The organism is Bradyrhizobium sp. HKCCYLRH2015 (assembly GCF_051168215.1).
Classification (GTDB): domain Bacteria; phylum Pseudomonadota; class Alphaproteobacteria; order Rhizobiales; family Xanthobacteraceae; genus Bradyrhizobium.
The window spans coordinates 247492-271190 of record NZ_JBNPUO010000009.1; the positions used below are offsets into that span (position 1 = coordinate 247492).

Consider the following 23699-nt stretch of genomic DNA (forward strand, 5'->3'; position numbering starts at 1 on the left):
CCCACATCCACCGCGCCTCACGCGCCGGATCGCCTGGATCCCGACGCACTCGCTGCCGAGAAGATACGATGCACAGCGTACCGTTCCGCCGGTTGGAAGCTGCCGGCACGGACCGATCGACGTGCGAACCATCCGTGCTTGTATCGGTCGTGACTGCGTGCACAATCGTCGGTGCGAGCGAACAGGAGCCATTGCGCGTGAAGGCCGTCTACACCGAGCTGCATCGCAGCCATGATCCGCAATTCTATCTGGTGCGTGGCGTCGTCAAGCGCACCACCGAGCAGCCCGAGCGGGCGGATCGTTTGCTTGCGGGATTGAAGGCCGGCCATCACGAGTTGGTCGCGCCGCTTCATTTCGGCCAGGAAGCTCGCGCGCGCGTGCACAGTCCGGAATACCTCAATTTCCTGGAAGAGGCGTGGGACGCCTGGGCCGCGCTCGGCGATGCCGGTGCGGAAATGATCCCGAACATTCATCCCGTTCGCAATGCCGCCACCTATCCGACGCACATCGTCGGGCGGCTGGGCTGGCACACGACCGATACCTCAGCGCCGATCGGGCCGGGGACGTGGGAAGGCGCCTGCGCCGCGACCGACGTGGCTGCGACCGCAGCGCAACTGCTGCTCGACGGCGAGGATGCGATGTACGCACTGTGCCGGCCGCCGGGCCACCATGCGTATCGGGACATGGCCTCGGGCTTCTGCTTCATGAACAACTCCGCCATCGCGGCCGCGCATCTGCGTCAGCGCCACGAGCGCGTCGCCATCCTCGACGTCGACGTCCATCACGGCAACGGCACGCAGGGCATCTTCTACGAGCGGCCCGACGTGCTGACCATCTCGATCCACGCCGACCCCACGCATTACTATCCGTTCGTCTGGGGCTATGCGCATGAGCGCGGTGCAGGCGCCGGGCTTGGCGCCAACCTCAACATTCCGCTGCCGCTCAAGAGCGGCGACGACACCTATCTCAAGGCGTTCGAGACCGCGGCCAAGACGATCCATGCGTTCGCGCCCGGTGCGCTCGTGGTGGCGCTCGGCCTCGATGCCTCCGAGCACGATCCGCTCAAGGGGCTCTCCGTGACCACGCCAGGTTTCCGTCGCATCGGCGGCGCGATCGCGCGGCTCGGCCTTCCCACGGTGTTCGTGCAGGAGGGCGGCTATCTCTCGGACATTCTCGGGCAGAACCTGACCGCGGTGCTCGGAGGCTTCGAAGCGGCGCGGTAGGCCTTCATCTCGTCCTCGCGATCTCTTCCTGGTGTGCCTGCAGAACGCCATCGCAAATCATTCGCATGGCGGCGCTTGACGTGCGGAGGCGAGCCGCGACGCGACCACGCGAGGCTCGACAGAGCAGGTGACTGGCGAAACATCCGGCTCCAATTGCTGCACCATTTAGCAAGTGCTAGGCTTTGCGAACTACCCTCGGCTGTAGTCGGCTCGGAGGGACGTGATGAAGCGGCGAATGATCGGCCTGGATACCCTGGTCGGGGGACCCGAAGAGGCATTGGCCCAGCCGACGGCCAAGCTGACCCCGTCGGAGCTCAGCTCCGCAGCCTCGGCCGGCCGGCCATCCCGCCGAAGGCTGCTGGCCTCAGCCGGCCTCGGCCTCGGCGCTGCGGCATTTTCGTTTTCCTCCGGCCCGTCTTTCGCGCAGCCACGTGACGGCGCAAGCCTTGGCCGGCCGGTGCGCGTCAGCAAGGATCGGCTCGATGCGCTCGCAGCGAAGCTTCACGCCGTCTTCAATGAGCAGAATATCTTGCCGCCATTCTCGGCCGACAAGCACGGGGCGCGGGTCGACGTCGAACTGCGCCGGCTGACGACCTACACGCGCATCCCCAGCACCGGTGAGCGCGTCAAGGTCAGCGGCCTGCTCGCGCTGCCCGCCGATCACAAGGGCGCACTGCCGGTCGTGTCGTGGCAGCACGGCACCATCCTGTCGTTCGACCAGGTCCCGTCCAATCTCGTCAAGCTGGCCGATCCGAACTACGAGCCGCGCGACAATGTCGATTCGATCGAGACGCTGTTCAACGTCCAGCGCCTGGTCGGCAACGGCTTTGCGTTGATCGCGGCCGACTATCTCGGCAAGGGACCGTATCGCCAGGGGCGCGGCGAGGCCTATGCGGTGAAGGACGCGACCGTGCAGTGCTGCCTGGACGTGTTGAACGCGGGTCTGCTCGCGCTCGATCACCTCGGCCTGCGAAAGACCGGGCTGTTCCTGAACGGCTGGTCGCAGGGTGCCTTGAACACGCAATGGCTGCGCCAGGAGCTGCAGCGGCGGCGCGTCGCGGTGGCGGCGAGCGCCACGCAAAGTCCGTTCAACAATCTTGCGGATTCGATGCGCTATTGGGTGTCCGCCCAACCGGGCAGCGCGTCGACCGACAGCACCTATCCGAAGCAGCCGATCTGGATCACGCCGTGCGTCATCGTCCTCCTGGGCAGCTATCGCCAGTATTACCGGCTCGGCGACCTGTTCAAGACTGCGATCAAGCCGCAGCACGTCGCGCTGGCCGAGAAATACTGGGCCGAGTACAGCATGGACGAGACGTTCAGCAAGTCGGTGCCGCAGCCCTCGGATCTGCTGGTCGACGGCTTCTTCGAGCGCTTCACCCACGAGACCAACAGCCGCTTCCTCCGCCGCCTGGCCGGCAACAGCTCGACCTATTGGGACTATGACGCCCCGATGCGGTTCTACTACGGCCTTCTCGACGAGGCGCTGCCGCCGAGCCTCGTCAAGATGCCGCTGGCGGCCGACGGCCGCTTTGCGCAAGGCATCGCGGTCGCCGGCGCCAGCCATCGCGGCACGTTCCTGGCAAGCCTCTATGGCGGCGGCGACGTCATCGGCGGCGCTTCGACCGTGCTGGACTTCTTCAAGACCAGTTCCTGAATTTCGGCGATGATCAGCTTGCCAGCGCCTGCGGCCTGTGGGTCGCGAGCTCCCGCTCGGCGGTGCGGACGATCTCCATGGTGCGCACGACGCTCGCCGGATTGACGCTGATCGAATCGATGCCGAGTTCGGCCAGATAGCGCGCGACTTCCGGATAGTTGGCCGGCGCCTCGCCGCAGATGCCGACATGGCGATGGTTGCGGTGCGCGCCCTCGACCGCCATCCGCAGCATCGCCAGCAGGCCGGGATCACGCTCGTCGAAATCGAAGGCGACGATGTCGGAGTCGCGGTCGACGCCGAGCGTGAGCTGGGTGAGATCGTTGGAGCCGATCGAGAAGCCGTCGAAATGTTTGGCGAACTCGTCGATCAGGATGACGTTGTTCGGGATCTCGCACATCATGTAGATCTCGAGCCCGTTTTCGCCTCTCACGAGGCCATGCCCGGCCATCGCCGCAATCACCTTGCGTGCCTCCTCCACGCGGCGGCAGAACGGGATCATGATCTTCAGATTGGAGAGCCCCATCGTGTCGCGCACGCGCTGCAACGCCGCGCATTCCAGCGCGAAACCGGCGGCGTAGGCGGGATGCGCATAGCGCGAGGCGCCGCGGAAGCCGAGCATCGGGTTCTCTTCCTTCGGCTCGAAATCGGAGCCGCCGATCAGGCTGGCATATTCGTTGGTCTTGAAGTCCGAGAGGCGCACGATCACCGGCCGCGGGTAGAATGCCGCGGCGATGGTGCCGACGCCTTCCGACAGCCGCTCGACGAAGAAGTCGGCGGGCTTCTTGTAGCGCGCGGTCAGGCGCTTGATCGTCGCGCGATCTTTTGCCGTGGTTACCTTTGCGGGCGTCGCCAGCGCCATCGGGTGGATGCCGATCGCCTGGTTGATGATGAACTCCATGCGCGCAAGGCCCACGCCATCGTTCGGCAGCAGCGCGGTCTTGAAGGCCAGTTCGGGGTTGCCGAGATTGACCATGATCCCGGTGCGCGGCTTCTCCAGTCTGTCGATCGCCAGGCGCTCGACATCGAACGGCAGTGCGCCGTCGTAGACATGGCCGGCATCGCCCTCCGCGCAGCAGACGGTGACCGTCGTTCCGGTCTTCGCGCGCTTGCTGAAATCCTCCGTGCCAACCACGGCCGGCACGCCGAGCTCCCGAGCGACGATCGCGGCATGGCAGGTGCGGCCGCCATGATCCGTGACGATCGCCGCCGCGGTCTTCATCACCGGCTCCCAGTCCGGACTGGTCGACGCGGCGACCAGCACCTCGCCGGGGCGGAACGCGTTCAGATCCTTGGGATTGCGGATCAAGCGGATCTTGCCGGTGGCGATCTTTTCGCCCACGGCGCGGCCGGTTGCCAGCGTCCTGCCGGTCTTCTTCAGAACGTAGGTCTCGATCGCCTCGGGCCGCCGCTGCGAGGCCACTGTCTCCGGCCGCGCCTGGATGATGTAGAGCGCACCGTCGCGACCGTCCTTGGCCCATTCGATGTCCATAGGTGTCGGCCTGCCGGCCTTCTGCGAGTAGTGCGCCTCCACGACGATGGTGGCCTGCGCCAGCTCCAGCACGTCGGCGTCGCTGATGCAGAATTTCGCCCTGTCGGCCGGCGGCGTCGTCTCGGTGCGCGTCGTGGGGCCGCGGCTTCGTGCGCCGGCCTTTACGCCGGCTTTGGCATAGACCATCCGCTTGTCCTTGGCGCCGAGCCGGCGCGACAGCACGCTGCGGAAGCCGGCCGCGAAGGTCGGCTTGTGGACGTAGAACTCGTCCGGATCGACCGTGCCCTGCACGATGGTCTCGCCGAGGCCATAGACCCCGGTGATGAAGGCGACGTCGCGAAAGCCGCTCTCGGTGTCCAACGAGAACATCACGCCGCTCGCGGCGCGGTCCGAGCGTACCATCTTCATCACCGCCACCGAAAGCGCGACCTTGTCGTGGTCGAAACCGTTGTCGATGCGGTAGGAGATCGCGCGGTCCGTATAGAGCGAGGCGAAGCAGCGGCGGCACGCCTCGAACAGGTCCTTGGCGCCGCGAATGTTGAGAAAGCTCTCGTGCTGGCCTGCGAAGCTCGCATTCGGCAGGTCCTCGGCGGTGGCCGAGCTGCGCACGGCAACCGCGACGCCGCGGCCATACTCCTGCTCCAGCTGCTTGTAGGCCTCTGCGACCTCGTAGCGCAGGTCGTCACGGTCGGTCGCCGCGAAAACGATCGCGCGCGCCTTCGCCGCGCGTTTGGCGAGATCGGCGATGCGGCGCTTGTCGAGGCCTGCGAGCAGCTTGCGCAGCTCGTCGTCAGCGCCGGTCGCGCGCAAGGCATCGCGATAGGCGGCGGCCGTCAGTGCGAAGCCGTTGGGTACGCGCACGCCCTGCGACGCCAGCGCCGAATACAGCTCGCCGAGCGAGGCCGTCTTGCCGCCGACCCCGGGCACGTCCTCGATACGAAGGTCCTTGAACCAGCGGATGTAGCCGGGTGCCGTCATCGGTGATCTCCCGCATCGCAGCGCGAGCTTCAGTTTGTCGCGACGGGCGGCGGCTGCCTTGCGCAAGATCAAGCAGGGCGCTCCGCGAGCCCCTTAAATCGCGAGATGACAACGGTTCCACCATAGGCAAGGATGTTTGGTAAGACGCATCAATCGCACCCATCCGGATCACCAATGATCTCCGACGACGAGAACGAGGACGGCAATCGCGAATGGTCGCGGTTCTGGCTCACGGCGCGGCAATTCTGGCTCGGATCGACGGCATGGCGGGTCTGGCTGCTCTGCGTCGCCCTGATCGTCCTCGTGGTGCTTCAGCTCTACGTGCAGTTTCGGTTCAATTACTGGAACAGGGATTTCTTCGACGCATTGGAAGGCCGCGATCCGACGCGGCTGCGGCAGCAGGCCACTCTGCTCATTCCGCTCTGCCTGGCGAGCGTCGTGCTGGCGATCGTCTCGGTGTGGGGCCGCATGGTGATGCAGCGCAACTGGCGGCAATGGTTGAGCACCAAGGTGATCAACTATTGGGTCGAGAACGATCGCTATGCGCGGCTCGCGACGGTGCAGGGCGATCTGAAGATTCCGGAGTATCGCATTGCCGAGGACATCCGCATCGCCACCGATGCACCGATCGACTTCGTGGTCAGTGTGATCTCCTCGCTGCTGACGGCGGTCGTGTTCGTCCAGGTGCTGTGGCAGGTTGGCGGATCCATCGGTTTTGCCGTAGCCGGGCACCAGTTGTGGATTCCAGGCTATCTGGTGGTCAGCGTCGTCATCTATTCCGGGCTGGTGACCGGGGCGATGCTGTGGGTCGGTTCGCCGCTCACGCGCGTCATCCAGACCAAGAACCAGGCCGAATCGGAGCTGATTACCGCAGCACATCACTTGCGCGACATCGGCGAAGGCATCGCGCCCAAGCAGGAAGAGCGCAGCGTCATTGCTGGGCTGTGGATGGCGCTCGACCGCACGATCCGGCAATGGAAGCGGCTGTGCTGGCAGCTGATGCGCAATACCCTGGTGTCTCATCTCAATTCGCTGCTCGCGCCGATCATCGGTCTCGTGCTGTGTGCGCCGAAGTTCCTCGATGATCAGATGACGCTGGGCGAACTCACCCAGGCTGCCGCCGCGTTTACGCTGGTGCAGGGGTCGTTCAATTGGATGGTGGACAATTTCAACCGCCTCGCCGAGTGGATGTCGTCGCTGGAGCGCGTCGGCGGGTTGCTGCTCTCGCTGGATCGGCTCAACGGTGATACGGCGAGCGATGTCACGCCGTCTCGAGCCGCACATCAGCCAGCAGACGGCTGACGTCGGCGGGATCGGACAGCGCGGTGCCGGTGCGCAGCAGCGCCGCCGCACCTGCGGCGACTGCAAAGCGAAACGCTTCGTCCAGCAGCTCGCCCGCGGCGAGCTTCGCGACCAGCGCGCCGAGAAAACTGTCGCCGGCGCCGACTGCGTTGACCGGCACCATCGTCAGCGGCTGAGCGCGCAGCACGCGGTGGCGGGTGACCAGCAGGGCGCCGAGATGACCCATGGTCAGCGCGACGGCGCCGGCCTTGCCGCTCGCGACCAGCGCGTGGGCGGCTTTCTCCCAGGCCGTTGCATCGGGCAGCGCGCCGCCGACCAGCTCTTGCATCTCGTGCAGCGACGGCTTGATCAGGTCGACCCCGCCGGCAACCGCCGCAGCCAAAGCTGGTCCCGAGGTGTCGAGCACGAATTGCGCGCCGTGTGATCGTGCAAGCGTCGCAACGCGCGCGTAGAAGTCGGCCGGCACGCCACGCGGCAGGCTGCCGCTGCCGACGACGAACCGGGGGAACGGATCCTGGGCCGCGAGCAGGGTAAGGCCGGCCTGCCACTCGGCCTCGGTCAGCGTCGGACCCGGCAGGATGAAGCGATAGGGCTGGCCGCTGACGCGCTCCTGGACGAAGAAATCCTCGCGCGTGTCCTCGGCCGTTGCCCAGGTGTGGCTGGCGACGCCTTCCTTCTCGACGAGTTGCTTCAGCAGCAGGCCGGTCGGGCCGCCGACCGGATAGAGCGCAGTGACGTCGCCGCCGAGTCGGGCGATGACGCGGGCGACGTTGATGCCGCCGCCTCCGGGATCTCGCTGTTGCGTCGTGCCGCGCAGCTTGGCCACCGGCACGATTTTCTCGACGGTCGTCGAGACGTCGACGGCCGGGTTCGGCGTGATCGTGACGATGTCGCTCATTCGATCTCAGTGCGTCGGGGAGCCGCCGCTCGCGGTGATGCCGGCCTCGAAGAACGATTTGAGGCCGAGAAAGCTGATGTCGGGCTTGGTGACGAGATGAACCGGGATCGGACGCAGATAGCTGTCATAGCGCCCCTTGCTCTCGAACTGCCGGCGGAAATCGGATCTGGCAAAGTAGTCCGGAAACCGCGGCGGAATGCCGCCGGCGATGTAGACGCCGCCGCGGGCGCAGAAGGTGAGTGCGAGGTTGCCGGCGACAGCGCCGAGCCAGGCGCAGAACATGTCGAGCGTCGCGCGGCTGGTGGCGCAGCTGCCGTCGAGCGCGGCGTGGGTAATCGCTGCGGCATCGCGCGGCGGCACGTCGACGCCATCCACCGCCGCGACGGCTCGATAGACATTCTCGAGGCCCATGCCGGACAATGCGCGCTCGATCGAGACATGGCCGAAGCGCTCGCGCATCTTCGCCAGCACGGTGGCCTCGCGCGCCGTCGTCGCCGGCAGCGTGGCATGACCGGCCTCGGTCACGGCAACCATGGGGTGGCCGTCGCCCGGCAGATAGCAGGCGGCGCCGAAGCCAGTGCCCGGGCCGATCACCAGCATCGGCGCGCCGTCGACCGCGGCGCTTCCGCCAAGCGAAAACAGGTCGTCGGGATGTAGCGCTGGCAGCGACCAGCCGACCGCCTCGAAATCGTTCAGGAGCTTGGCCGAGCGCAGCTTGAACCGCTCCGCCAGTTCGGCGCCGTCGATCACCCAGGTCGAGTTGGTCAGCATGCCGCGATTGCGTTCGATCGGGCCGGCGACGTCGAGCACGGCCGCGTTGGGCGCTCCGCCGGTTGCTTGGCGCGAGAGGAAGTCGGTGATCGCGTCAGCGATGGTCGGAAAATCCGCGACCTTGAGATGAGCAACCTCGCCGATGGTGCCGCCGTCAAGCAGCGCGAAGCGCGCATTGGTGCCGCCGATGTCGCCCAGAAGAACGCGTTCGCTCATCCTCACTCTTCCGCCCGGTTGTGCCGCCCGGCGGGATCGTCGGATGCCCGGTGAGCCGCAATCATGTTCGAATACCACCGCGCCGACGCCTTGGGAATGCGGCGCTGGGTGGCGCGATCGACATAGACAATGCCGAAGCGCTGCGAATAGCCTGCCCCCCATTCAAAATTATCCAGCAGCGACCAGACGAAATAGCCGCGCACGTCGGCGCCCGCCGCGATCGCCTGTTCCATCGCGGTCGTATACGCCTTGAGATAGCCGATCCTGCCGTCGTCCTGGATGCAGCCGGATGCATCGATGGTGTCATTGGCCGCCGTTCCGTTCTCCAGGACGTAGATCGGAAGCCGGAACCGGCTGTGGATGTCCAGGAGCGTATCGCGGAACGCCTCGGGCACGACAGGCCAGCCGATTGCGCTGCGCGGCACTTCCGCGGGAGGCGGTCCGAAGCTGGCGCCCATCAGGTTGCTGCCCGCCTTGACGTAATGCGGCGAATAGTGATTGAGGCCGAACCAGTCGACGGGGCGAGCGATCTGCGCCATGTCGCCGGCTGCGATATAGGGTGCGACGGCCTCCTGAAGCTCCGGCGGGTAGCAGGCAAAAGCCTGCGGAAACGGGAAGGCATCGTTCCAATAGGCGGCGAGCCGCAAGGCGGCCGCGGCGTCCTCCGCACTGTCGCTCGCAGGGTAGCAGGGCTGCCGATTGTGGATGGCGCCGATCGAGGCGCCGGCCACGTCCCTGCGCAGCACGTCGACGGCGCGGCCATGGCCGAGATTGACGTGATGAATGGCCTTGTGCAGGGCCGCGCCGTCGGCGATCCCCGGCGCGTGCCAGCCGAGGCCGTAGCCGAACAGGGTGAACACGCAGGGCTCGTTGAAGGTCGCGAAGCGCTTGACCCGGTCGCCATAGCGCCGCGCGACCAGCGCGGCATAGTCGGCGAACCAGCCGGCGATGTCGCGGTTCTGCCAGCCGCCGAGCGCCTCCAGCGCCTGCGGCAGGTCCCAGTGGTAGAGACAGAGCCACGGCTCTATCTCAGCGGCAAGCAGGGCGTCGATCAGGCGGTCGTAGAAGGCGAGACCGGCTTCGTTGGCCGCGCCGCGGCCCTGCGGTAGCAGCCGCGGCCAGGCGACCGAGAACCGATAGGCATTGAGGCCGAGATCGCGCATCAGCGCTACGTCCGCAGCGTAGCGATGATAGTGATCGCAGGCGGTCTCGGCGGTGTCGTTGTGGCTCACCCGGCCGGGGGCGCGCAGATAGACATCCCAGATGCTGTCGGCGCGGCCGTCGAGGTGCGCTGCGCCCTCGATCTGGAAGGCCGAGGTCGAGGCGCCCCAGAGAAAGCTCGGACGGATGGTCATGATCGAGATGGGCCCTTGCGTTGTTGCGATCAGCCGCATGATGGCGGTCGCCGGCGCTCCGCCGTTGACCGGGATCAAGCGGGCGATACCCCGGCCGGTGCGGTGTGCGAAGGTGCCTGCGTCGGGCAATGGCAATCATGCAGGCAACGGGCTTGCATCGGAGCCGAAAGCTGTGGAACGTGCGGCCGCCGAAAACTGGAGTCCCGGCGCGAATGAGCGTTTTTCTGCTGCGGCGCTTCCTGACCCTGCTGGCGACCCTCGTCGGCGCGTCGCTGATCATATTCCTGGTGCTCGACGCGCTCCCGGGTAACGCCGCCCAGATGCTGATGGGCGCGGATGCCTCGCCCGATGCGGTGAGGGCGCTGACCGTCAAGCTCGGGCTGGATCAGCCGCTGGCCTGGCGCTACCTGCACTGGATCGGCGGCCTGCTGACCGGCGATCTCGGCAACAGCTACGCCTATGGAACGCCGGTGGCCGAACTGATCCGCGAGCGGCTGGCGATGACCATTCCGCTCGCGATCCTGGCCATGGGACTCACGACCGTGCTGGCGCTCGCGGCCGGCATCTACACGGCCGCCAATCACAACCGCCTCGGCGACGTCGGCGTGATGTCGCTGACCCAGATCGGCATCGCCTTGCCGAACTTCTGGTTCGCGATCCTCCTCATCCTGTTGTTTGCAGTGAAGCTGCAATGGCTGTCGGCCGGCGGCTTCCCCGGCTGGGAGGACGGCATCTGGCCGGGCCTGCGCGCGCTGCTGTTGCCGGCTGTGGCGCTGGCCGTGGTGCAGGCCGCGATCCTGGCGCGGGTGACGCGCTCGGCCGTGCTCGACGTGCTGCGCGAGGATTTCGTGCGCACCGCGCGCGCCAAGGGCCTGACCAAGCGCGAGGTGCTGTGGCAGCACGTGCTGCGCAACGCGATGATCCCGGTGCTCACCGTGATGGGGCTGCAATTCGCCAATCTGCTCGCCGGCACCATCGTGATCGAGAACGTGTTCTATCTGCCCGGCCTGGGGCGCCTCATCTTCCAGTCGATCGCCAACCGCGACCTGATCGTCGTGCGCAACTGCGTGATGCTGCTGGCGGCGATGGTCATCATCGTCAACTTCGTGGTCGATGTGCTGTATGCGGTGATCGATCCGCGCATCAAGGTGCACGAGTTGTGAGTTCTGCCGTGGTCGTTCAAACGGGCGCTGCGCCTGCGTCCAATGCGTTCTGGCGCCGCGCGCTGCGCCATCGCAGCTTCACGGTCGGCGCGCTGCTCTGTCTGCTGGTGCTTGGCGCCGCACTGCTGTCGCTGGTATGGACGCCATGGTCGGCCTATGAGATCGACGTCGCATCCAAATTGCGGCCGCCATCAGCAGCGCATTGGCTGGGCACCGACGTGCTCGGCCGCGACATCGTCTCGTTGTTGCTGGTGGGTGCGCGGGCGACCATTCTGGTCGGCATCATCGCCGTCGGCATCGGTCTCACCTGCGGCGTCTGCCTTGGCCTGATCGCGGCCGCCCGGCGCGGCTGGACCGAGGAGTTGATCATGCGCTTCAGCGACTTCACCTTCGCCTTTCCCGCGGTGCTGTCGGCGATCATGCTGGCGGCGGTGATCGGGCCGGGCATGGCGACGTCGATCGCCGCGATCGGCATCTTCCAGATCCCGGTGTTCGTGCGCGTCACCCGCGGCCAGGCCGGCGCGATCTGGGCGCGCGAGTTCATCCTGGCGGCGCGCGCCGCCGGCAAGGGCCGCTTCCGCATCACCATCGAGCACGTGCTGCCGAACATCCTGTCGATCCTGATCGTGCAGGCGACGATCCAGTTCGCCCTGGCGATCCTGGCTGAGGCGGCGCTCTCCTATCTCGGCTTGGGCACCCAGCCGCCGCAGCCGTCCTGGGGACGGATGCTGAACGATGCGCAGACATTGCTGTTCCAGTCGCCGAGCCTCGCCGTGTATCCGGGCGCCGCCATCGCGCTCGCGGTGCTCGGCCTCAACCTGCTCGGCGACGGCTTGCGCGATCTGCTCGACCCACGGCTGGCGAGGCAGCGATGATGGCGAGCGATCAGCCTCTGCTCGATGTGTCGGGTCTCGGCATTCGGCTCAATACCAGCCGCGGCTCGGCGCAAGCTGTGCGCGAGGTCTCCTTCGCGCTCCGGCGCGGCGAGACGCTCGGCATCGTCGGCGAGTCCGGCTGCGGCAAGTCGATCACCGCGCTCGCTCTGCTTGGGCTTCTGCCCGACAGCGCCGTCGTTAGCGGCAGCATCAAGCTTGATGGCCGAGAGCTGGTCGGTCTCGGTGATGCCGATTATTGCACGCTGCGCGGCAACCGCATCAGCATGATCTTTCAGGAGCCGATGACCGCGCTCAACCCGATGCACACGATCGGCCATCAGGTGGCCGAGCCGCTGCTGCGGCATACCGGCTGCACGACGACCGAGGCGAAGCGCCAGGCGATCGCGCTGCTCGACCGCGTCGGTCTGCCGGACCCCGCCCGACGCTACGACGCCTATCCGCACCAGTTCTCCGGCGGCCAGCGCCAGCGCATCACGATCGCGATGGCGCTTGCCTGCAAGCCCGACGTGCTGATTGCCGACGAGCCGACCACCGCGCTCGACGTCACCATCCAGCGCCAGATCCTCGATCTCATCGCCGATCTGGTCGCCGAGCGCGGCATGGCAATGATCCTGATCTCGCATGATCTCGGCGTGATCGCCGAGAACGTGCAGCGCATGATCGTGATGTATGGCGGCACGGTGGTCGAGAGCGGCACCACGGACGCGGTGTTCTCGCGCATGGGTCATCCCTACACGCAGGGCCTGTTCAGGGCGCGGCCGCGGCTCGGGGCCCGCAAGGGCACGCGCCTCTCGACCATTGCCGGCACGGTGCCGGAGCTGGCCGATCTGCCGGCCGGTTGTCCGTTCGCAGATCGCTGTGGGCTGGTGATCGACGCCTGCCGCACCGCGCTGCCGTCTCTGGGCGAGATCGGCGCCGGGCACGGCGTCCGCTGCATCCGCGCCGATGCCGCGCTCGCGCGTGACCCGGTGGGAGTGGTCGCTTGAGCACCGCCGCGCAGATGTCGGCCGAGACGCCGCTGCTCGAGGTCACGGATCTCGTGCAGCGCTATGCGCTGCCGCGCGAGAGTCTGCTGCGGCCGCCCGGCGAGGTGCTCGCGTTGAACGGCGTGTCGCTGTTTTTGATGGCGGGCAGGAGTCTCGGCATCGTCGGTGAGTCCGGCTCCGGCAAATCGACCTTGGCGCGGCTGATCATGGCGCTGGAGAAGCCGTCATCGGGATCGGTGCTGATGGCCGGACGCGACCTCCACCGCCTTTCGGCGGATGAGTTGCGGCGCGCCCGCCGCGAATTCCAGATGGTGTTCCAAGACCCGTACGGATCGCTCGATCCGCGCCAGACCATTGCGCGCATCGTCGCCGAGCCGCTGACCGCTCTGGAGTCTCCTGATCGCGAAGTCCTGCGCACGCGCGTGGCCACGGTGCTGCGGCAGGTCGGATTGCGCGATGCCGACATGGACAAATATCCGCACGAGTTTTCCGGCGGCCAGCGCCAGCGCATCGCGATCGCGCGGGCGTTGATCACCCAGCCCAGGCTGATCGTCGCCGACGAGCCAGTCAGCGCGCTGGACGTGTCGGTGCAGGCGCAGGTGCTCAACCTGATGCAGGACCTGCAGGAGCAGTACGGCCTCAGCTACGTGCTGATCAGCCATGACCTCGCGGTCGTCGACTATCTCTGCGACGAGGTCGCGGTGATGTATCTCGGCCGCATCGTCGAGCGCGGGCGGCCGGAGGACCTGTTCGGCCAATGCGCGCATCCTTATACGCGCGCGTTGCTCGACGCCGTGCCTCGCGCGCAGGCTGGCGCTGTCAGGCGCCGGCGTACGGACGTTGCGATCGCCTCGCAGTCATCGGGAGCCGCCGGGTGTGCCTATGCGCCGCGCTGTCCGCTCGCCGATGCGCAGTGCCGCACGACGGCCCCCGCATTGCGAACGCTCACGGGAGCGCATTCGGCCGCCTGCCATAAAGCGGAAAGCGTGATGACGCTGCCGGCGCTCGTCGCAACGGAACAGCAGCCACTTGTCTCGAAGCCGCTTTGACGCGTAATTTGGTTTCCTCAGGGAGAAACAAACAATGTTGAAAAGACTATCGATCATCGTCTTGGCCGCGCTCGTTGCGGCCGCAGCGCCGGCTCTCGCGCAGAACAAGAAGGACAGCGTCGTCGTCGGCATGACCTTGGAGCCGCCGGGGCTCGATCCGACCAGCGCGGCCGCGGCGGCCATCGCCGAGGTGACGCTCTACAACGTCTATGAGACGCTGACCAAGATCAACGAGGACGGCTCGGTTTCGCCGCTGCTGGCCTCGAGCTGGCAGGCCTCGTCCGATCTGAAGAGCTACACCTTCAAGCTCGCCAAGGGTGTGAAATTCCAGAACGGCGAGGCGTTCGACTCCGCCGCGGTGAAGTTCTCGTTCGAGCGCGCCGGCGCCGCCAACAGCACCAACAAGGACAAGGCGCTGTTCCAGGCGATGGAGTCCGTGACGGCTCCCGACGCCGAGACCATCGTCGTCAAGCTGAAATATTCTGAGCCCAACCTGCCGTTCCTGCTCGGACAGGCCACCGCATCGATCGTCGAGCCGAAGAGCGCACCGACCAACGCGACGCAGCCGGTCGGCACCGGGCCTTACACGCTGGGCGCCTGGGCCAAGGGCTCATCGCTGACCTTGAACAAATGGCCCGAGTATCGCAACGCCGCAGCCGTGAAGCTGTCCAAGGTGACGATACGCTTCATCTCCGATCCGGCGGCGCAGGTCGCGGCGCTGCTGTCCGGCGACGTGGACGCCTTCCCGCGCGGCACAACGGCGCGCACCTTGCCCCAGTTCAAGTCCGACCCGCGCTTCACCGTGCTGATCGGGGGCTCCAAGGCGAAGACCATCGTCACCATCAACAACAAGAAGAAGCCGCTCGACGACGTCCGCGTCCGCCGCGCGATCCTTGCTGCGATCGATCGCAAGGCGATGATCGAAGGCGCCGTCGACGGTCTGGGGACGCCGATCGGCAGCTTCTACGTGCCGGGCTCGCTCGGCTATGTCGACACCACCGACATCAATCCTTACGACCCGGAGAAGGCCAAGAAGCTGCTCGCCGAAGCCGGCGTGACCACGCCGCTGCAATTGTCGCTGCGGCTGCCGCCGCCGGCCTATGCGCGCCAGGGCGGCGAGGTGCTTGCGGCTCAGTTGGCTAAGGTCGGCATCGTCGCCAAGATCGAGAACCTCGAATGGGCAGCGTGGCTGTCACAAGTGTTCAACGGGCCGCATGATTTCGACCTGACCATCGTCTCGCATGTCGAGCCGTTCGATCTCGTGAAGTTCACCGAGAAGAACTACTATTTCGGCTATCAGTCCGAGGCCTTCGACAAGCTCTATCAGAAGATCGTCGATACCCCTGATGAGACCGGACGTGCCAAGCTGCTCGGCGACGCCCAGCGCATGCTGGCGACCGATGCCGCTGCGGGTTTCCTGTTCCAGCCGCAGTGGATCACGATCATCAACAAGAAGCTCAAGGGGGTCTGGAAGGACGTGCCGCAGTTCGAGAATGATTTCTCGAGCTGGTCGTGGGAATGATTGCTGCCGCTCTTCGTATAACACCGCAGTGAAGCTGCACGATACAGCGCCCTCTCCCCTTGTGGGAGAGGGCATCGCCGGCCTATCCGCGTGCGCGGTGGGGTGAGGGGTATTGCTAGCGGTATTGCTCCGAGTACGGCTCTCGTGGCGAGAGACCCCTCACCCAACCGCGTTTGCCGCTCTTTCCTACTTGTCTCTCCCAAAAGGGGAGAGGGCGCAATAGCAGCCACCGTGCTTTCGCAAATGATTGTCTGGTGGCTTCGATGAGCCACACGATCCTTGTCCAAATCAGTTCGGCCAATCGATCGGCGTGAAGCGCAACTGCCGCCGCCGCATCTCGGCCTGGAGCTCCTGCGCATACTGCTTGGCCCGATCACCGATCAGGCGGTAGGGGCCCCCGATCCGGCTGTCGGCGGCCACCTGCTTTCGGACACTTTCGTAGTACGCCATCAAGCTTTCATCGGTCGAATTTACAAATCGCATCCACGCGCCCTCGCAACAAATCCCCCTCGCTGCCAAGTTTGCACGGCTTTTCCGCCGCGGCAGCGACATAAGTTAACACTCGATGGCCGTGAATGGTTCCATTCTTGTTCCGGCGTCTCCGCCAGTTGACAAGAGGATCAGGAACCGTTCCGCCTCCCGACATTTGGTTCCGTTAGTTGAACGAGAGCGACAATGCACACCGAAGTACTTATCATCGGCGGCGGTCCCGCAGGCCTGATGGCCGCGATCTACCTCGCACGGTTCCGGCGCCGGGTCGTGATCGTCGACAGCGGCGCGTCGCGGGCGGCGCTGATTCCCCGGAGCCATAACCTGCCGGGTTTTCCGAACGGCATGCCTGGAAGCGAGCTGCTCGTACGGATGCAGCGGCAGGTCGAAGAACTTCACGTTCCGATCATCCGGAGCACGGTGAGCGCTCTCGACACGCGCGATGCAGATCTCGTTGCGACTCATGAGCGCGGAACGGTCACCGCAAAGCGCGTCATCCTCGCAACGGGGATTGTCGACAAGCAGCCGCCGTTGGCCGATTGGCGAGCGGCGGTCGGTGACGGCGAGCTGCGCTATTGTCCCGTCTGCGACGGCTTCGAAACCATCGGCCACAAGATTGCGATCGTGGGCGAGCTCGCCGATGCCGCCGGCAAGGCGCTGTTCATGCGCGTCTACAGTTCGGACGTCACCTTGATCCCGATCGATGATGCGCAGGATGCGGCCAAGCGGCAGGAGCTTGCCGCCGCCGGCGTTCGGGTGACGCCGCAGCTTCATGCGTTGCAGCGCCGGGACGGTGCGCTCGAAGCGTCGTTCGTCGATGGCAGCCGCGCGCGGTTCGAGATCGTGTATCCTGCGATGGGGGCCGATGTCCGCTCCGACCTCGCCATCCGGCTCGGCGCGCGGCATACGACTGAGGGCTTTCTCGAGGTCGATGCCAAGCAGCGCTGCGGCGTCGCAGGACTCTATGGCATCGGCGACGTCGTCACCGACCTGCATCAGATCGCGGTAGCGTTCGGCCATGCCGCGGTCGCCGCCTGTCACGCGCATCATTCATTGCCGATGCGCCATGCGGAACCATAGCGGCAAGGCGGCGTGGAATTGATCACAACCTGAAATCGCGATATCCCATGTGAGTGCCGTTTGCGTTGATGTGTCGGACCATGATCTTATGGACAGAAGATCGGCATGCATGACTGCGGCATTGAGTTGTCGCGAGGAGGCCGAACGCGATCCGGCCCGCCGCGATCAGTGGTTGCAGCAGGCGTCGAAATGGATGGCGCTGGCGGGCGAGCAGGCGGGGCATGCCATGATCGTCTGCGAGCATGGTGCCGCGGCTCGTCACGACGCTAGCCGTTGACCATAGCTATTGCAGCGTCGGGTCGAGCCGGTCGCGCAGCCAGTCGCCGATGACGGACACGGCGAGCGTCGTCACAACGATCGTGACCGCTGGCGCCAGCATGATCCACGGCGCGCGCGTCAGATACTCGCGACCATAGCCGACCATGTTGCCGAGGCTCGTCATCGGCGGCTGCACGCCGAGCCCGAGAAAGGACAGGCCGGACTCCAGCAGGATGACTTCCGGAAACACCAGCGTCATCGACACGATCAGAGTCGAGGCGATGTTCGGCAGGATGTGCCTGAGATAGACCCGCTGCGGCGTCGCGCCGAGCTGGCGCACGGCGGCGGCGTAGCCTTGCGCATTGGCGGAGATGGCGAGCCCGCGCGCGATGCGTGCGTAGCGTTCCCAGCCGAACAGGCCCATCAATCCAATCAGCAACGGCAGCGAATTGCCGAAGAAGGCGAGCACGGCGAGCGCCAGGATCAGGAACGGCATGCTGGCCTGGAAGTCCGCCAGCATCAGGACCGCCTGCTCGACGAGGCCGCGGAAATGCGCGGCGAGAAAGCCGAGCGTGGTGCCGGCGATGGCGGAGATCGCGGTGGCGCCGAATGCAATCAGCAGCGAGATCCGGATCGAGACGATCAGCCGTGACAGCACGTCACGGCCGAGCTCGTCGGTGCCGAGCCAATGCGCCGGGTTGCCGGGCAAGGACAGGCGATTGCGCAGATCGAACTTGGTGAAGCCGTATGGCGCGAGCTGATCGGCGAAGATCGCCAGCAACAGCATCGCGACGATCCAGCCGACGGCGATGGTCACGGAGACGGGAATATTCGGCCAGCGCGGCCGCCGCGCGGCGGGCGATTTCAATGCAAGGTCGGTCATGCCTCTGCTCCCTTGCTGCGCAGCCGCGGATCGAGCAGGCCGTAAAGGAAATCGACGATCAGGTTCGACGTGACCATCGTCATCGCCACCAGCAGCAGGATGCATTGCACGACCGCGAGGTCGCGGTTGGCGACGGCGACGACCAGCAGACGGCCGACGCCGGGCCAGGAGAACACGCTCTCGACCACGACAGCGCCTGCGATCAGGCTGCCGACCATGAAGCCGAGAATGGTGACGGTGGGGATCGCCGCGTTGGGCAGCGCGTGATTCGTGATCACCCGGCGCCACGGCACGCCCTTGGCCGACGCCGTTCTGATGTAGGGCTGACCGAGGATTTCCAGCATGGCGCTACGCGTGAACCGCGCCAGCACCGCGGCGCCGCCGAAGCCGAGCGTCACGATCGGCAGGATGGCATGACGCCACGAGTCCTGTCCGCCCGAGGGCAGCCAGCCGAGCTGCACCGCGAAGATCAGCACGAGGATCAGCGCCAGCACGAAGCTCGGCACCGTGAAGCCCGCGACCGCCGTGATCATCACGGCGCGGTCGATCGCCGATCCCCGATGCAGCGCGGCGTAGACGCCAGCGGGAATGCCAAGCAGCACTTTCAACAGGAACGCCGGGGCGGTCAGCGCCAGGGTCGCGGGGATGCGCTCGATGACGAGCTGGATCGCGGGCCGGCCATCACGCATCGAGCGGCCGAGCTCACCCTGGCCGATCGCCCTGAAGTAGTCGAGATATTGCATCCAGATCGGATGATCGAGGCCCCAGGCCTTGCGGAACGCTTCGATGACCTCGGGCGGCGCTTCGGGCCCCATGATCATCAGCGCGGGATCGCCCGACAGCCGGAGCACGATGAAGGCAAAGGTAACGACGAGCGCGATCGTCAGCAGCGCACGCGCCAGGCGGATGGCGAAATAGCGCAGCATCACGCGGCGTCCTGGGTCTGCGATTGCTGCCCCGAGACGAGATGACAGGCCACCTGGCGCTGCTGATCCAGCGCGGTGAGCACGGGCACCTCGTGGGCGCAGCGGGCGGTCGCGTGGCTGCAGCGCGGATGGAAGGCGCAGCCGGCGGGACGCGCCGCCGGATTGGGCGGGTCGCCCGTCAGCACGATGCGGTTGGTGCTGCGGCGTCCCGGAGCAGGGGAGGCTGATACCAGCGCCTGCGTGTAGGGGTGCTGAGGCCGCGCGAACAGATCGTCGGCGTCGCCATACTCGACGATGCGGCCGAGATACATCACCGCCACCTTGCTGCTGATCTGCCTGATGACGCGCAGGTCATGGCTGATGAACAGCATCGTCAATCCGAGCTGGGCCTGCAGGTCGACCAGCAGGTTCACGACCTGCGCCTGGATCGAAACGTCGAGCGCGCTGACCGGCTCGTCGCAGACGAGGAAGTCGGGCTTGGTCGCCAGCGCGCGGGCGAGCACGATGCGCTGACGCTGACCGCCGGACAGGGCGCCGGGATAGCGGGCGCCGTGGCTGTCGTTGAGATCGACCGCCTGGAGCAACTCACGCACGCGCGCGTCGCGCTCGGCTTTGGTGCCGATGTCGTGGATATCGAGCGGCTCGCGGATCTGCAAGGCCACGGGAAGTCGTCGATCGAGCGCGCCGAGCGGATCCTGGAAGATCATCTGCATGCGCGCGCGCTGGGCGCGCCACGCCGCCGAGCCGGGGGCAGCGATCGGCGCGCCGTCGAAGCGCACGCTGCCGCGGTCAGGCGGCTCGAGCCCGAGCACCATGCGGCCGGTGGTGGACTTGCCGGAGCCGGATTCGCCGACAATGCCGAGTGTCTCGCCCTTCTGGATGGAGAAGCTCAGGCCATCGACGGCGTGGACGGATGCGGGACGCCCGAACAGGCCGGACCGCATCCGATAGGTGCGCGAGATCCCGGAGACCTCGACCAGCGGCGCTGTCATTCGGCGGCGAGCTCCACCGGCAGGCGCTGCGGCCGCAGGCAGGCCACCGCGCGGTCTGGCTCCACCGGCGCCAGCGGCGGCACGCCGGCGTGGCAGCCGTCGCCGGCAAACGTGCAGCGCGGCGCGAAGGCGCAGCCGCTCGGCAGCGCGCGCGGATCAGGCACCGTGCCGGGGATCGCCTGCAGCCGCCGCCTGATGCCATCGAGCGGCGGCAGCGCGCCGATCAGGCCCTGCGCATAGGGATGCCAGGGATCGTCGAACAGCCGCGTGGCGGGTGCGCGCTCGACGATGCGGCCGGCATACATCACGCAGACGCGGTCGCAATTCTCGGCGACGACGCCGAGGTCGTGGCTGATCAGGACCATCGCCATGTTGAACTCGCGCCGGATGGCCGACAGCAGATCGAGGATCTGCGCCTGGATGGTGGCGTCGAGCGCAGTGGTCGGCTCGTCGGCGATCAGGAGGTCGGGCTGGCCGGCGAGCGCCATCGCGATCATGATGCGCTGGACCTGGCCGCCGGAGAATTCGTGCGGATAGGCCGACAGCCGCCTGACAGCATCGGGGATGCCGACGAGATCGAGCAGCCTCAGCGCCTCGATGCGCGCGGCCTCGCCGCGCAGGCCGCGATGCAGCGCCAGGCTTTCACACAGCTGGCGCCGGATCGTGAGCACCGGATTGAGCGCGCTGACGGGATCCTGGAAGATCATCGCGATGCGGCGGCCGCGCACCTGGTCGAGCACCTTGCCGTCGGCGCCGAGCAGCTCGCGGCCTTCGAGCCTGGCCGAGCCTGATACTTGCGCTTTGCCGGGCAGGAGACCCAGCGCCGCGAGCCACGTCACCGACTTGCCGGATCCGGACTCGCCGACGAGGCCGATGGCCTCGCCCTTGCCGATGTCGAGATCGATGCCGTGCAGCACAGGCGTGCCGTCGAAGGCGACCTTCAGGCCGGAGATGCTGACCAGCGGCGCCACGGCGTCACGCTCCGTAGTTGCCGGTGCGGAAGTCCATCGCGAAGGCCGGCGAGGCCTTCCATTTGATCGACTTCGGCTTGGCGGTGAAGGTCGCGTTCTGGTGCAGCACCGTATAGGCGGGGTCCTCGCGCTCGGCGATCTCCAGCATGCGGCGGAACGCCTTCTTGCGCGCCTCGCGATCGGTCGAGGTTTCCAGGAACTCCGACAGCCGGTTGAGCTCGTCGTTGCTCCATTCGCCGACCTGCTGCTGCTGGCCGTTGGGGCCGTGCTGGGCGACCAGCGACGACACCGGATCGTTGAAGGCGGCCGAGTTCGACCAGTCGCGCACCGCGCGGGTCGGGCCGCGCTCCAGGATCTGCGACCAGTTCTCCTTGGTCTCGATCTGAACGTTGAGGCCGACCGCCTGCCACATCTCGACCAGCACCTGCGCGGTCGCGACCTGGTTGGTGTAGTAGTTGTTGAGCAGGCGATAGGGGATCGGGTCACCCTTGTAGCCGGCCTGCTTGAGCAGGTCCTGCGCCAGCTTCGGATCGAACGCCGGCACGCTCCAGTCGGCCATGAACATGTCGCCGTAGAACTCCCATTGCAGGCCCTTCGGCACCTGCGTGCGGCCGGCCCACAGGCTGTCGACGATGGCCTGGCGATCGATCGCATGGGTGAAGGCGCGGCGCACCAGGGGATTGGCGAGCTGCGGATGGTTCTTGTCGAACACGGTGAGACGGTGATTGAGGATGGTGCCGCCCTGGACCTCGAACGCCGCGTTCTTCTCGATGCCGGCGATCTGGTCCGGCGGGATGTCGCAGGCGAACTGGTATTCGCCGGACAGCAGGCCGTTGATGCGGCTCGCGACCTCCGGCACTTCCAGGAACCGGATGCGCTTCAGCGGCGGTCGGCCGCCCCAATATTCGTCATGAGCCTCGAGCGTCAGCGACACGTCGGGCTTGAACTCGACGATCTTGTAGGGACCGGTCGTGATCGGCTTGCGCGCCCAGTCGAGATAGCTCGCAGCCTCCTCCCAGCCGCGCCGGCTCATGATGTCGGAGCCGTAGCGCATCAGGCGGCCCTCGATGGTCACATCGGGCGTCGCGTTGACGAAGCGCACGGTGTATTTGTCGACGGCGTCGACGCGGACGAGGTCCGGCCACATCCGGCGCGCCACACCGATCACGTCCGGCGGCAGCTCCTTGCCGGGGCGCGGCGTCGGGATCTTCTCGAACGCCTTGATGGTGGTGCGGCTCTTGGCTTCGCTGTCGCCGAACATGCGCTCGCGGCTGAACGAGAACACGACGTCCTCGGACGTCATCTCGTCGCCATTGTGGAACTTGACGCCCTGGCGCAGCTTCAGCTCGACGGTCTGGTCGTCGATGCGCTTCCACTCGGTCGCAAGGCCGGGGACGGCTTCGAGATTGCCGCGGAAGTTCTTCGAGATCAGGCTTTCCCACAGCGACGAGTAGAACACGCGCTCGCCGACATTGGACTGCTCGCGCAGCACGTCGAGCACGTTCGAGTTGGTCACCTTCTGTACGGCGATGGTGACCGAGGGACGGTTGTCGGCTTGCGCGATCGACACGTGCGGCAGGATGAAGCTGCCGCCGATCGCGGCGCCGGCGCCGAGCAGGCCGCGGCGGGTGAGCTTGGTCATGGCAATCTCTCTGTGGTCTGAGGTCGTCTGAAAGCGCGAACGTGGTGGCTTACTGAGCCAGCTCGAGCGAGGCGAGATACGCCGCGCCGGCCTTGACATGATCGTGGTTGCGCAGCTCGAGGATCAGGCGCGGATTGGAGGTGAGGCGGGCCAGCGCGCGAAACACCGCCACCCAGCGGATGTTGCCTTCACCGGGCGCCCAGTGGCGGTCGGCATAGCCATCAGTGTCCTGGAGATGCACGTGGGTCAGCATGTCGCCGGCGGCGTCGACGTAGTAGTCGACCGGCGGTGCGCCCGTCGAATGATGCGCGTAGTTGGCATGGCCGGTGTCGAGCGAGACGCGCACCTTGCTGCTGCCCAGCGCCTTCGCCAGGCCCACGCGATCGAGCGGATCCTTGTCCTCGATGTTCTCGATCACCAGCTCGCAATTGGCCTGTTCGGCGGAAGCGATCACATCGGAGAGCGTCGCCCTGACACGCTCGATCAGCGCCTCGCGGTTGTCCGGCAGCATGTCGATGTTGTTGTAGTCCCAGGTCGTATAGGGCGAGTGGATCACCATCTGCGTGGCGCCGAGGAACTCGGCGACCTCGAGCCCCTGCAGCAGGCGCTTGGTGACGGCGCGGCGGATCATCGGATCATGGCTGTCGATCTTGAAGCCCCAGAACGGGCCGTGGATGCCGAGCCGGCCGGTGTGGCCCGACAGCATCGACTTGATCTCGTTGGCGGTGCTGCGCCAGTCGCTGTCGAGAAGATCCGCCCGGAAGAAGTCCTGGATTTCGATATCGCGCTGGCGTTCGAGCAGCCAGTCGCGATGCGCGGGAATGGACTTGACGGAGAGGGCGGCGCCGAGCACCGGCAGCGTGGTGGTCATGTCGAGGAAACCTTTGGCCTGCGTGAGACCCGGCAAGCGCTAGCGGAGTTCGATGACGCTCCCATGAAGGGCTGTGGAGGAC

21 protein-coding genes are annotated in these 23699 nt (G+C 66.4%); 10 read left to right on the top strand and 11 right to left on the bottom strand.

What is annotated here, in order from left to right; genetic code table 11:
• Nucleotides 1–197 precede the first annotated feature (197 nt).
• Together ACQR1H_RS24205 and ACQR1H_RS24210 are read left to right on the top strand one after the other, a co-directional pair.
• A complete protein-coding gene (locus ACQR1H_RS24205; protein ID WP_315803398.1) occupies nucleotides 198–1223 on the top strand; it encodes a histone deacetylase family protein in 1026 nt (341 codons plus the stop codon).
• A gap of 223 nt (nucleotides 1224–1446) precedes the next feature.
• Nucleotides 1447–2880, top strand: coding sequence for a lysophospholipase (locus ACQR1H_RS24210; RefSeq protein ID WP_434873867.1), 1434 nt, complete (start codon nucleotides 1447–1449; stop codon nucleotides 2878–2880).
• Nucleotides 2881–2893: 13 nt separating this feature from the next.
• On the opposite strand, the gene ppsA is transcribed toward ACQR1H_RS24210, so the two are convergent.
• Nucleotides 2894–5347, bottom strand: coding sequence for a phosphoenolpyruvate synthase (gene ppsA, locus ACQR1H_RS24215; RefSeq protein WP_316217437.1), 2454 nt, complete (start codon nucleotides 5345–5347; stop codon nucleotides 2894–2896).
• 174 nt (nucleotides 5348–5521) lie between these two features.
• Here ppsA and ACQR1H_RS24220 point away from each other — a divergent pair, with 174 nt between their 5' ends.
• Nucleotides 5522–6649, top strand: a complete 1128-nt coding sequence (locus ACQR1H_RS24220) for an SbmA/BacA-like family transporter (protein ID WP_315803401.1) — start codon at nucleotides 5522–5524, stop codon at nucleotides 6647–6649.
• On the opposite strand, the gene ACQR1H_RS24225 is transcribed toward ACQR1H_RS24220, so the two are convergent.
• The 3 genes from ACQR1H_RS24225 to ACQR1H_RS24235 are packed head-to-tail and all read right to left on the bottom strand — an operon-like array spanning nucleotide 6609 to nucleotide 9889.
• A complete protein-coding gene (locus ACQR1H_RS24225; protein ID WP_315803402.1) occupies nucleotides 6609–7547 on the bottom strand; it encodes a 1-phosphofructokinase family hexose kinase in 939 nt (312 codons plus the stop codon). The genes ACQR1H_RS24220 and ACQR1H_RS24225 overlap by 41 nt on opposite strands.
• Nucleotides 7548–7553: 6 nt before the next feature.
• Nucleotides 7554–8534: a glucokinase gene (gene glk, locus ACQR1H_RS24230; protein ID WP_316217435.1), complete on the bottom strand. Its 981-nt coding sequence runs from the start codon at nucleotides 8532–8534 to the stop codon at nucleotides 7554–7556.
• Nucleotides 8535–8536: 2 nt separating this feature from the next.
• A complete protein-coding gene (locus ACQR1H_RS24235; RefSeq protein ID WP_315803500.1) occupies nucleotides 8537–9889 on the bottom strand; it encodes a GH1 family beta-glucosidase in 1353 nt (450 codons plus the stop codon).
• Between the two features lie 212 nt (nucleotides 9890–10101).
• Between ACQR1H_RS24235 and ACQR1H_RS24240 the strand changes: the two genes are divergently transcribed.
• The 5 genes from ACQR1H_RS24240 to ACQR1H_RS24260 are packed head-to-tail and all read left to right on the top strand — an operon-like array spanning nucleotide 10102 to nucleotide 15505.
• A complete protein-coding gene (locus tag ACQR1H_RS24240; RefSeq protein WP_315803404.1) occupies nucleotides 10102–11052 on the top strand; it encodes an ABC transporter permease in 951 nt (316 codons plus the stop codon).
• 8 nt (nucleotides 11053–11060) lie between these two features.
• On the top strand, nucleotides 11061–11927 hold the full coding sequence (locus tag ACQR1H_RS24245; RefSeq protein WP_315803405.1) for an ABC transporter permease: 867 nt from the start codon (nucleotides 11061–11063) through the stop codon (nucleotides 11925–11927).
• A complete protein-coding gene (locus tag ACQR1H_RS24250; RefSeq protein WP_316237547.1) occupies nucleotides 11924–12934 on the top strand; it encodes an ABC transporter ATP-binding protein in 1011 nt (336 codons plus the stop codon). The genes ACQR1H_RS24245 and ACQR1H_RS24250 overlap by 4 nt, the downstream gene beginning before the upstream one ends.
• A gap of 14 nt (nucleotides 12935–12948) precedes the next feature.
• Nucleotides 12949–13983, top strand: a complete 1035-nt coding sequence (locus tag ACQR1H_RS24255) for an ABC transporter ATP-binding protein (RefSeq protein ID WP_434908349.1) — start codon at nucleotides 12949–12951, stop codon at nucleotides 13981–13983.
• A 34-nt stretch (nucleotides 13984–14017) separates the two neighbouring features.
• Complete coding sequence (locus tag ACQR1H_RS24260) at nucleotides 14018–15505, top strand: ABC transporter substrate-binding protein (RefSeq protein WP_316237546.1); 1488 nt, start codon at nucleotides 14018–14020, stop codon at nucleotides 15503–15505.
• Between the two features lie 288 nt (nucleotides 15506–15793).
• On the opposite strand, the gene ACQR1H_RS24265 is transcribed toward ACQR1H_RS24260, so the two are convergent.
• Nucleotides 15794–15955, bottom strand: a complete 162-nt coding sequence (locus tag ACQR1H_RS24265; RefSeq protein ID WP_315714266.1) for a hypothetical protein — start codon at nucleotides 15953–15955, stop codon at nucleotides 15794–15796.
• 225 nt (nucleotides 15956–16180) lie between these two features.
• Here ACQR1H_RS24265 and ACQR1H_RS24270 point away from each other — a divergent pair, with 225 nt between their 5' ends.
• Both ACQR1H_RS24270 and ACQR1H_RS24275 read left to right on the top strand, forming a co-directional pair.
• Nucleotides 16181–17074: an NAD(P)/FAD-dependent oxidoreductase gene (locus ACQR1H_RS24270; RefSeq protein ID WP_316237545.1), complete on the top strand. Its 894-nt coding sequence runs from the start codon at nucleotides 16181–16183 to the stop codon at nucleotides 17072–17074.
• A 109-nt stretch (nucleotides 17075–17183) separates the two neighbouring features.
• Nucleotides 17184–17351: a hypothetical protein gene (locus ACQR1H_RS24275; protein ID WP_315803409.1), complete on the top strand. Its 168-nt coding sequence runs from the start codon at nucleotides 17184–17186 to the stop codon at nucleotides 17349–17351.
• A 6-nt stretch (nucleotides 17352–17357) separates the two neighbouring features.
• Here ACQR1H_RS24275 and ACQR1H_RS24280 read toward each other — a convergent pair whose 3' ends face one another.
• From ACQR1H_RS24280 to ACQR1H_RS24305, 6 genes are read right to left on the bottom strand one after another with little or no spacing between them, the layout of a single operon-like run.
• Complete coding sequence (locus ACQR1H_RS24280) at nucleotides 17358–18215, bottom strand: ABC transporter permease (RefSeq protein WP_315803410.1); 858 nt, start codon at nucleotides 18213–18215, stop codon at nucleotides 17358–17360.
• Nucleotides 18212–19141 (bottom strand): ABC transporter permease, encoded by a 930-nt coding sequence (locus ACQR1H_RS24285; protein ID WP_316217428.1) that lies wholly within the window; start codon nucleotides 19139–19141, stop codon nucleotides 18212–18214. Before ACQR1H_RS24285 ends, ACQR1H_RS24280 begins: the two co-directional genes overlap by 4 nt.
• A complete protein-coding gene (locus tag ACQR1H_RS24290) occupies nucleotides 19141–20133 on the bottom strand; it encodes an ABC transporter ATP-binding protein (RefSeq protein WP_316237544.1) in 993 nt (330 codons plus the stop codon). The genes ACQR1H_RS24285 and ACQR1H_RS24290 overlap by 1 nt, the downstream gene beginning before the upstream one ends.
• Nucleotides 20130–21104: an ABC transporter ATP-binding protein gene (locus tag ACQR1H_RS24295; RefSeq protein WP_434908293.1), complete on the bottom strand. Its 975-nt coding sequence runs from the start codon at nucleotides 21102–21104 to the stop codon at nucleotides 20130–20132. The genes ACQR1H_RS24290 and ACQR1H_RS24295 overlap by 4 nt, the downstream gene beginning before the upstream one ends.
• 4 nt (nucleotides 21105–21108) lie before the next feature.
• Nucleotides 21109–22746: an ABC transporter substrate-binding protein gene (locus ACQR1H_RS24300; RefSeq protein WP_434908294.1), complete on the bottom strand. Its 1638-nt coding sequence runs from the start codon at nucleotides 22744–22746 to the stop codon at nucleotides 21109–21111.
• 49 nt (nucleotides 22747–22795) lie between these two features.
• Nucleotides 22796–23617, bottom strand: coding sequence for a sugar phosphate isomerase/epimerase family protein (locus ACQR1H_RS24305; protein ID WP_434908295.1), 822 nt, complete (start codon nucleotides 23615–23617; stop codon nucleotides 22796–22798).
• Between the last annotated feature and the right edge of the window lie 82 nt (nucleotides 23618–23699).

What these genes read in the sequence shown, in the direction of transcription:
- ACQR1H_RS24210 (WP_434873867.1), top strand. Translation starts at nt 1,447, where the DNA reads ATGAAGCGGCGAATGATCGGCCTGGATACCCTGGTCGGGGGACCCGAA.
- ppsA (WP_316217437.1), bottom strand. Translation starts at nt 5,347, where the DNA reads ATGACGGCACCCGGCTACATCCGCTGGTTCAAGGACCTTCGTATCGAG.
- ACQR1H_RS24220 (WP_315803401.1), top strand. Translation starts at nt 5,522, where the DNA reads ATGATCTCCGACGACGAGAACGAGGACGGCAATCGCGAATGGTCGCGG.
- ACQR1H_RS24225 (WP_315803402.1), bottom strand. Translation starts at nt 7,547, where the DNA reads ATGAGCGACATCGTCACGATCACGCCGAACCCGGCCGTCGACGTCTCG.
- glk (WP_316217435.1), bottom strand. Translation starts at nt 8,534, where the DNA reads ATGAGCGAACGCGTTCTTCTGGGCGACATCGGCGGCACCAATGCGCGC.
- ACQR1H_RS24235 (WP_315803500.1), bottom strand. Translation starts at nt 9,889, where the DNA reads ATGACCATCCGTCCGAGCTTTCTCTGGGGCGCCTCGACCTCGGCCTTC.
- ACQR1H_RS24240 (WP_315803404.1), top strand. Translation starts at nt 10,102, where the DNA reads ATGAGCGTTTTTCTGCTGCGGCGCTTCCTGACCCTGCTGGCGACCCTC.
- ACQR1H_RS24250 (WP_316237547.1), top strand. Translation starts at nt 11,924, where the DNA reads ATGATGGCGAGCGATCAGCCTCTGCTCGATGTGTCGGGTCTCGGCATT.
- ACQR1H_RS24255 (WP_434908349.1), top strand. Translation starts at nt 12,949, where the DNA reads ATGTCGGCCGAGACGCCGCTGCTCGAGGTCACGGATCTCGTGCAGCGC.
- ACQR1H_RS24260 (WP_316237546.1), top strand. Translation starts at nt 14,018, where the DNA reads ATGTTGAAAAGACTATCGATCATCGTCTTGGCCGCGCTCGTTGCGGCC.
- ACQR1H_RS24265 (WP_315714266.1), bottom strand. Translation starts at nt 15,955, where the DNA reads ATGGCGTACTACGAAAGTGTCCGAAAGCAGGTGGCCGCCGACAGCCGG.
- ACQR1H_RS24270 (WP_316237545.1), top strand. Translation starts at nt 16,181, where the DNA reads ATGCACACCGAAGTACTTATCATCGGCGGCGGTCCCGCAGGCCTGATG.
- ACQR1H_RS24275 (WP_315803409.1), top strand. Translation starts at nt 17,184, where the DNA reads ATGACTGCGGCATTGAGTTGTCGCGAGGAGGCCGAACGCGATCCGGCC.
- ACQR1H_RS24280 (WP_315803410.1), bottom strand. Translation starts at nt 18,215, where the DNA reads ATGACCGACCTTGCATTGAAATCGCCCGCCGCGCGGCGGCCGCGCTGG.
- ACQR1H_RS24285 (WP_316217428.1), bottom strand. Translation starts at nt 19,141, where the DNA reads ATGCTGCGCTATTTCGCCATCCGCCTGGCGCGTGCGCTGCTGACGATC.
- ACQR1H_RS24290 (WP_316237544.1), bottom strand. Translation starts at nt 20,133, where the DNA reads ATGACAGCGCCGCTGGTCGAGGTCTCCGGGATCTCGCGCACCTATCGG.
- ACQR1H_RS24300 (WP_434908294.1), bottom strand. Translation starts at nt 22,746, where the DNA reads ATGACCAAGCTCACCCGCCGCGGCCTGCTCGGCGCCGGCGCCGCGATC.
- ACQR1H_RS24305 (WP_434908295.1), bottom strand. Translation starts at nt 23,617, where the DNA reads ATGACCACCACGCTGCCGGTGCTCGGCGCCGCCCTCTCCGTCAAGTCC.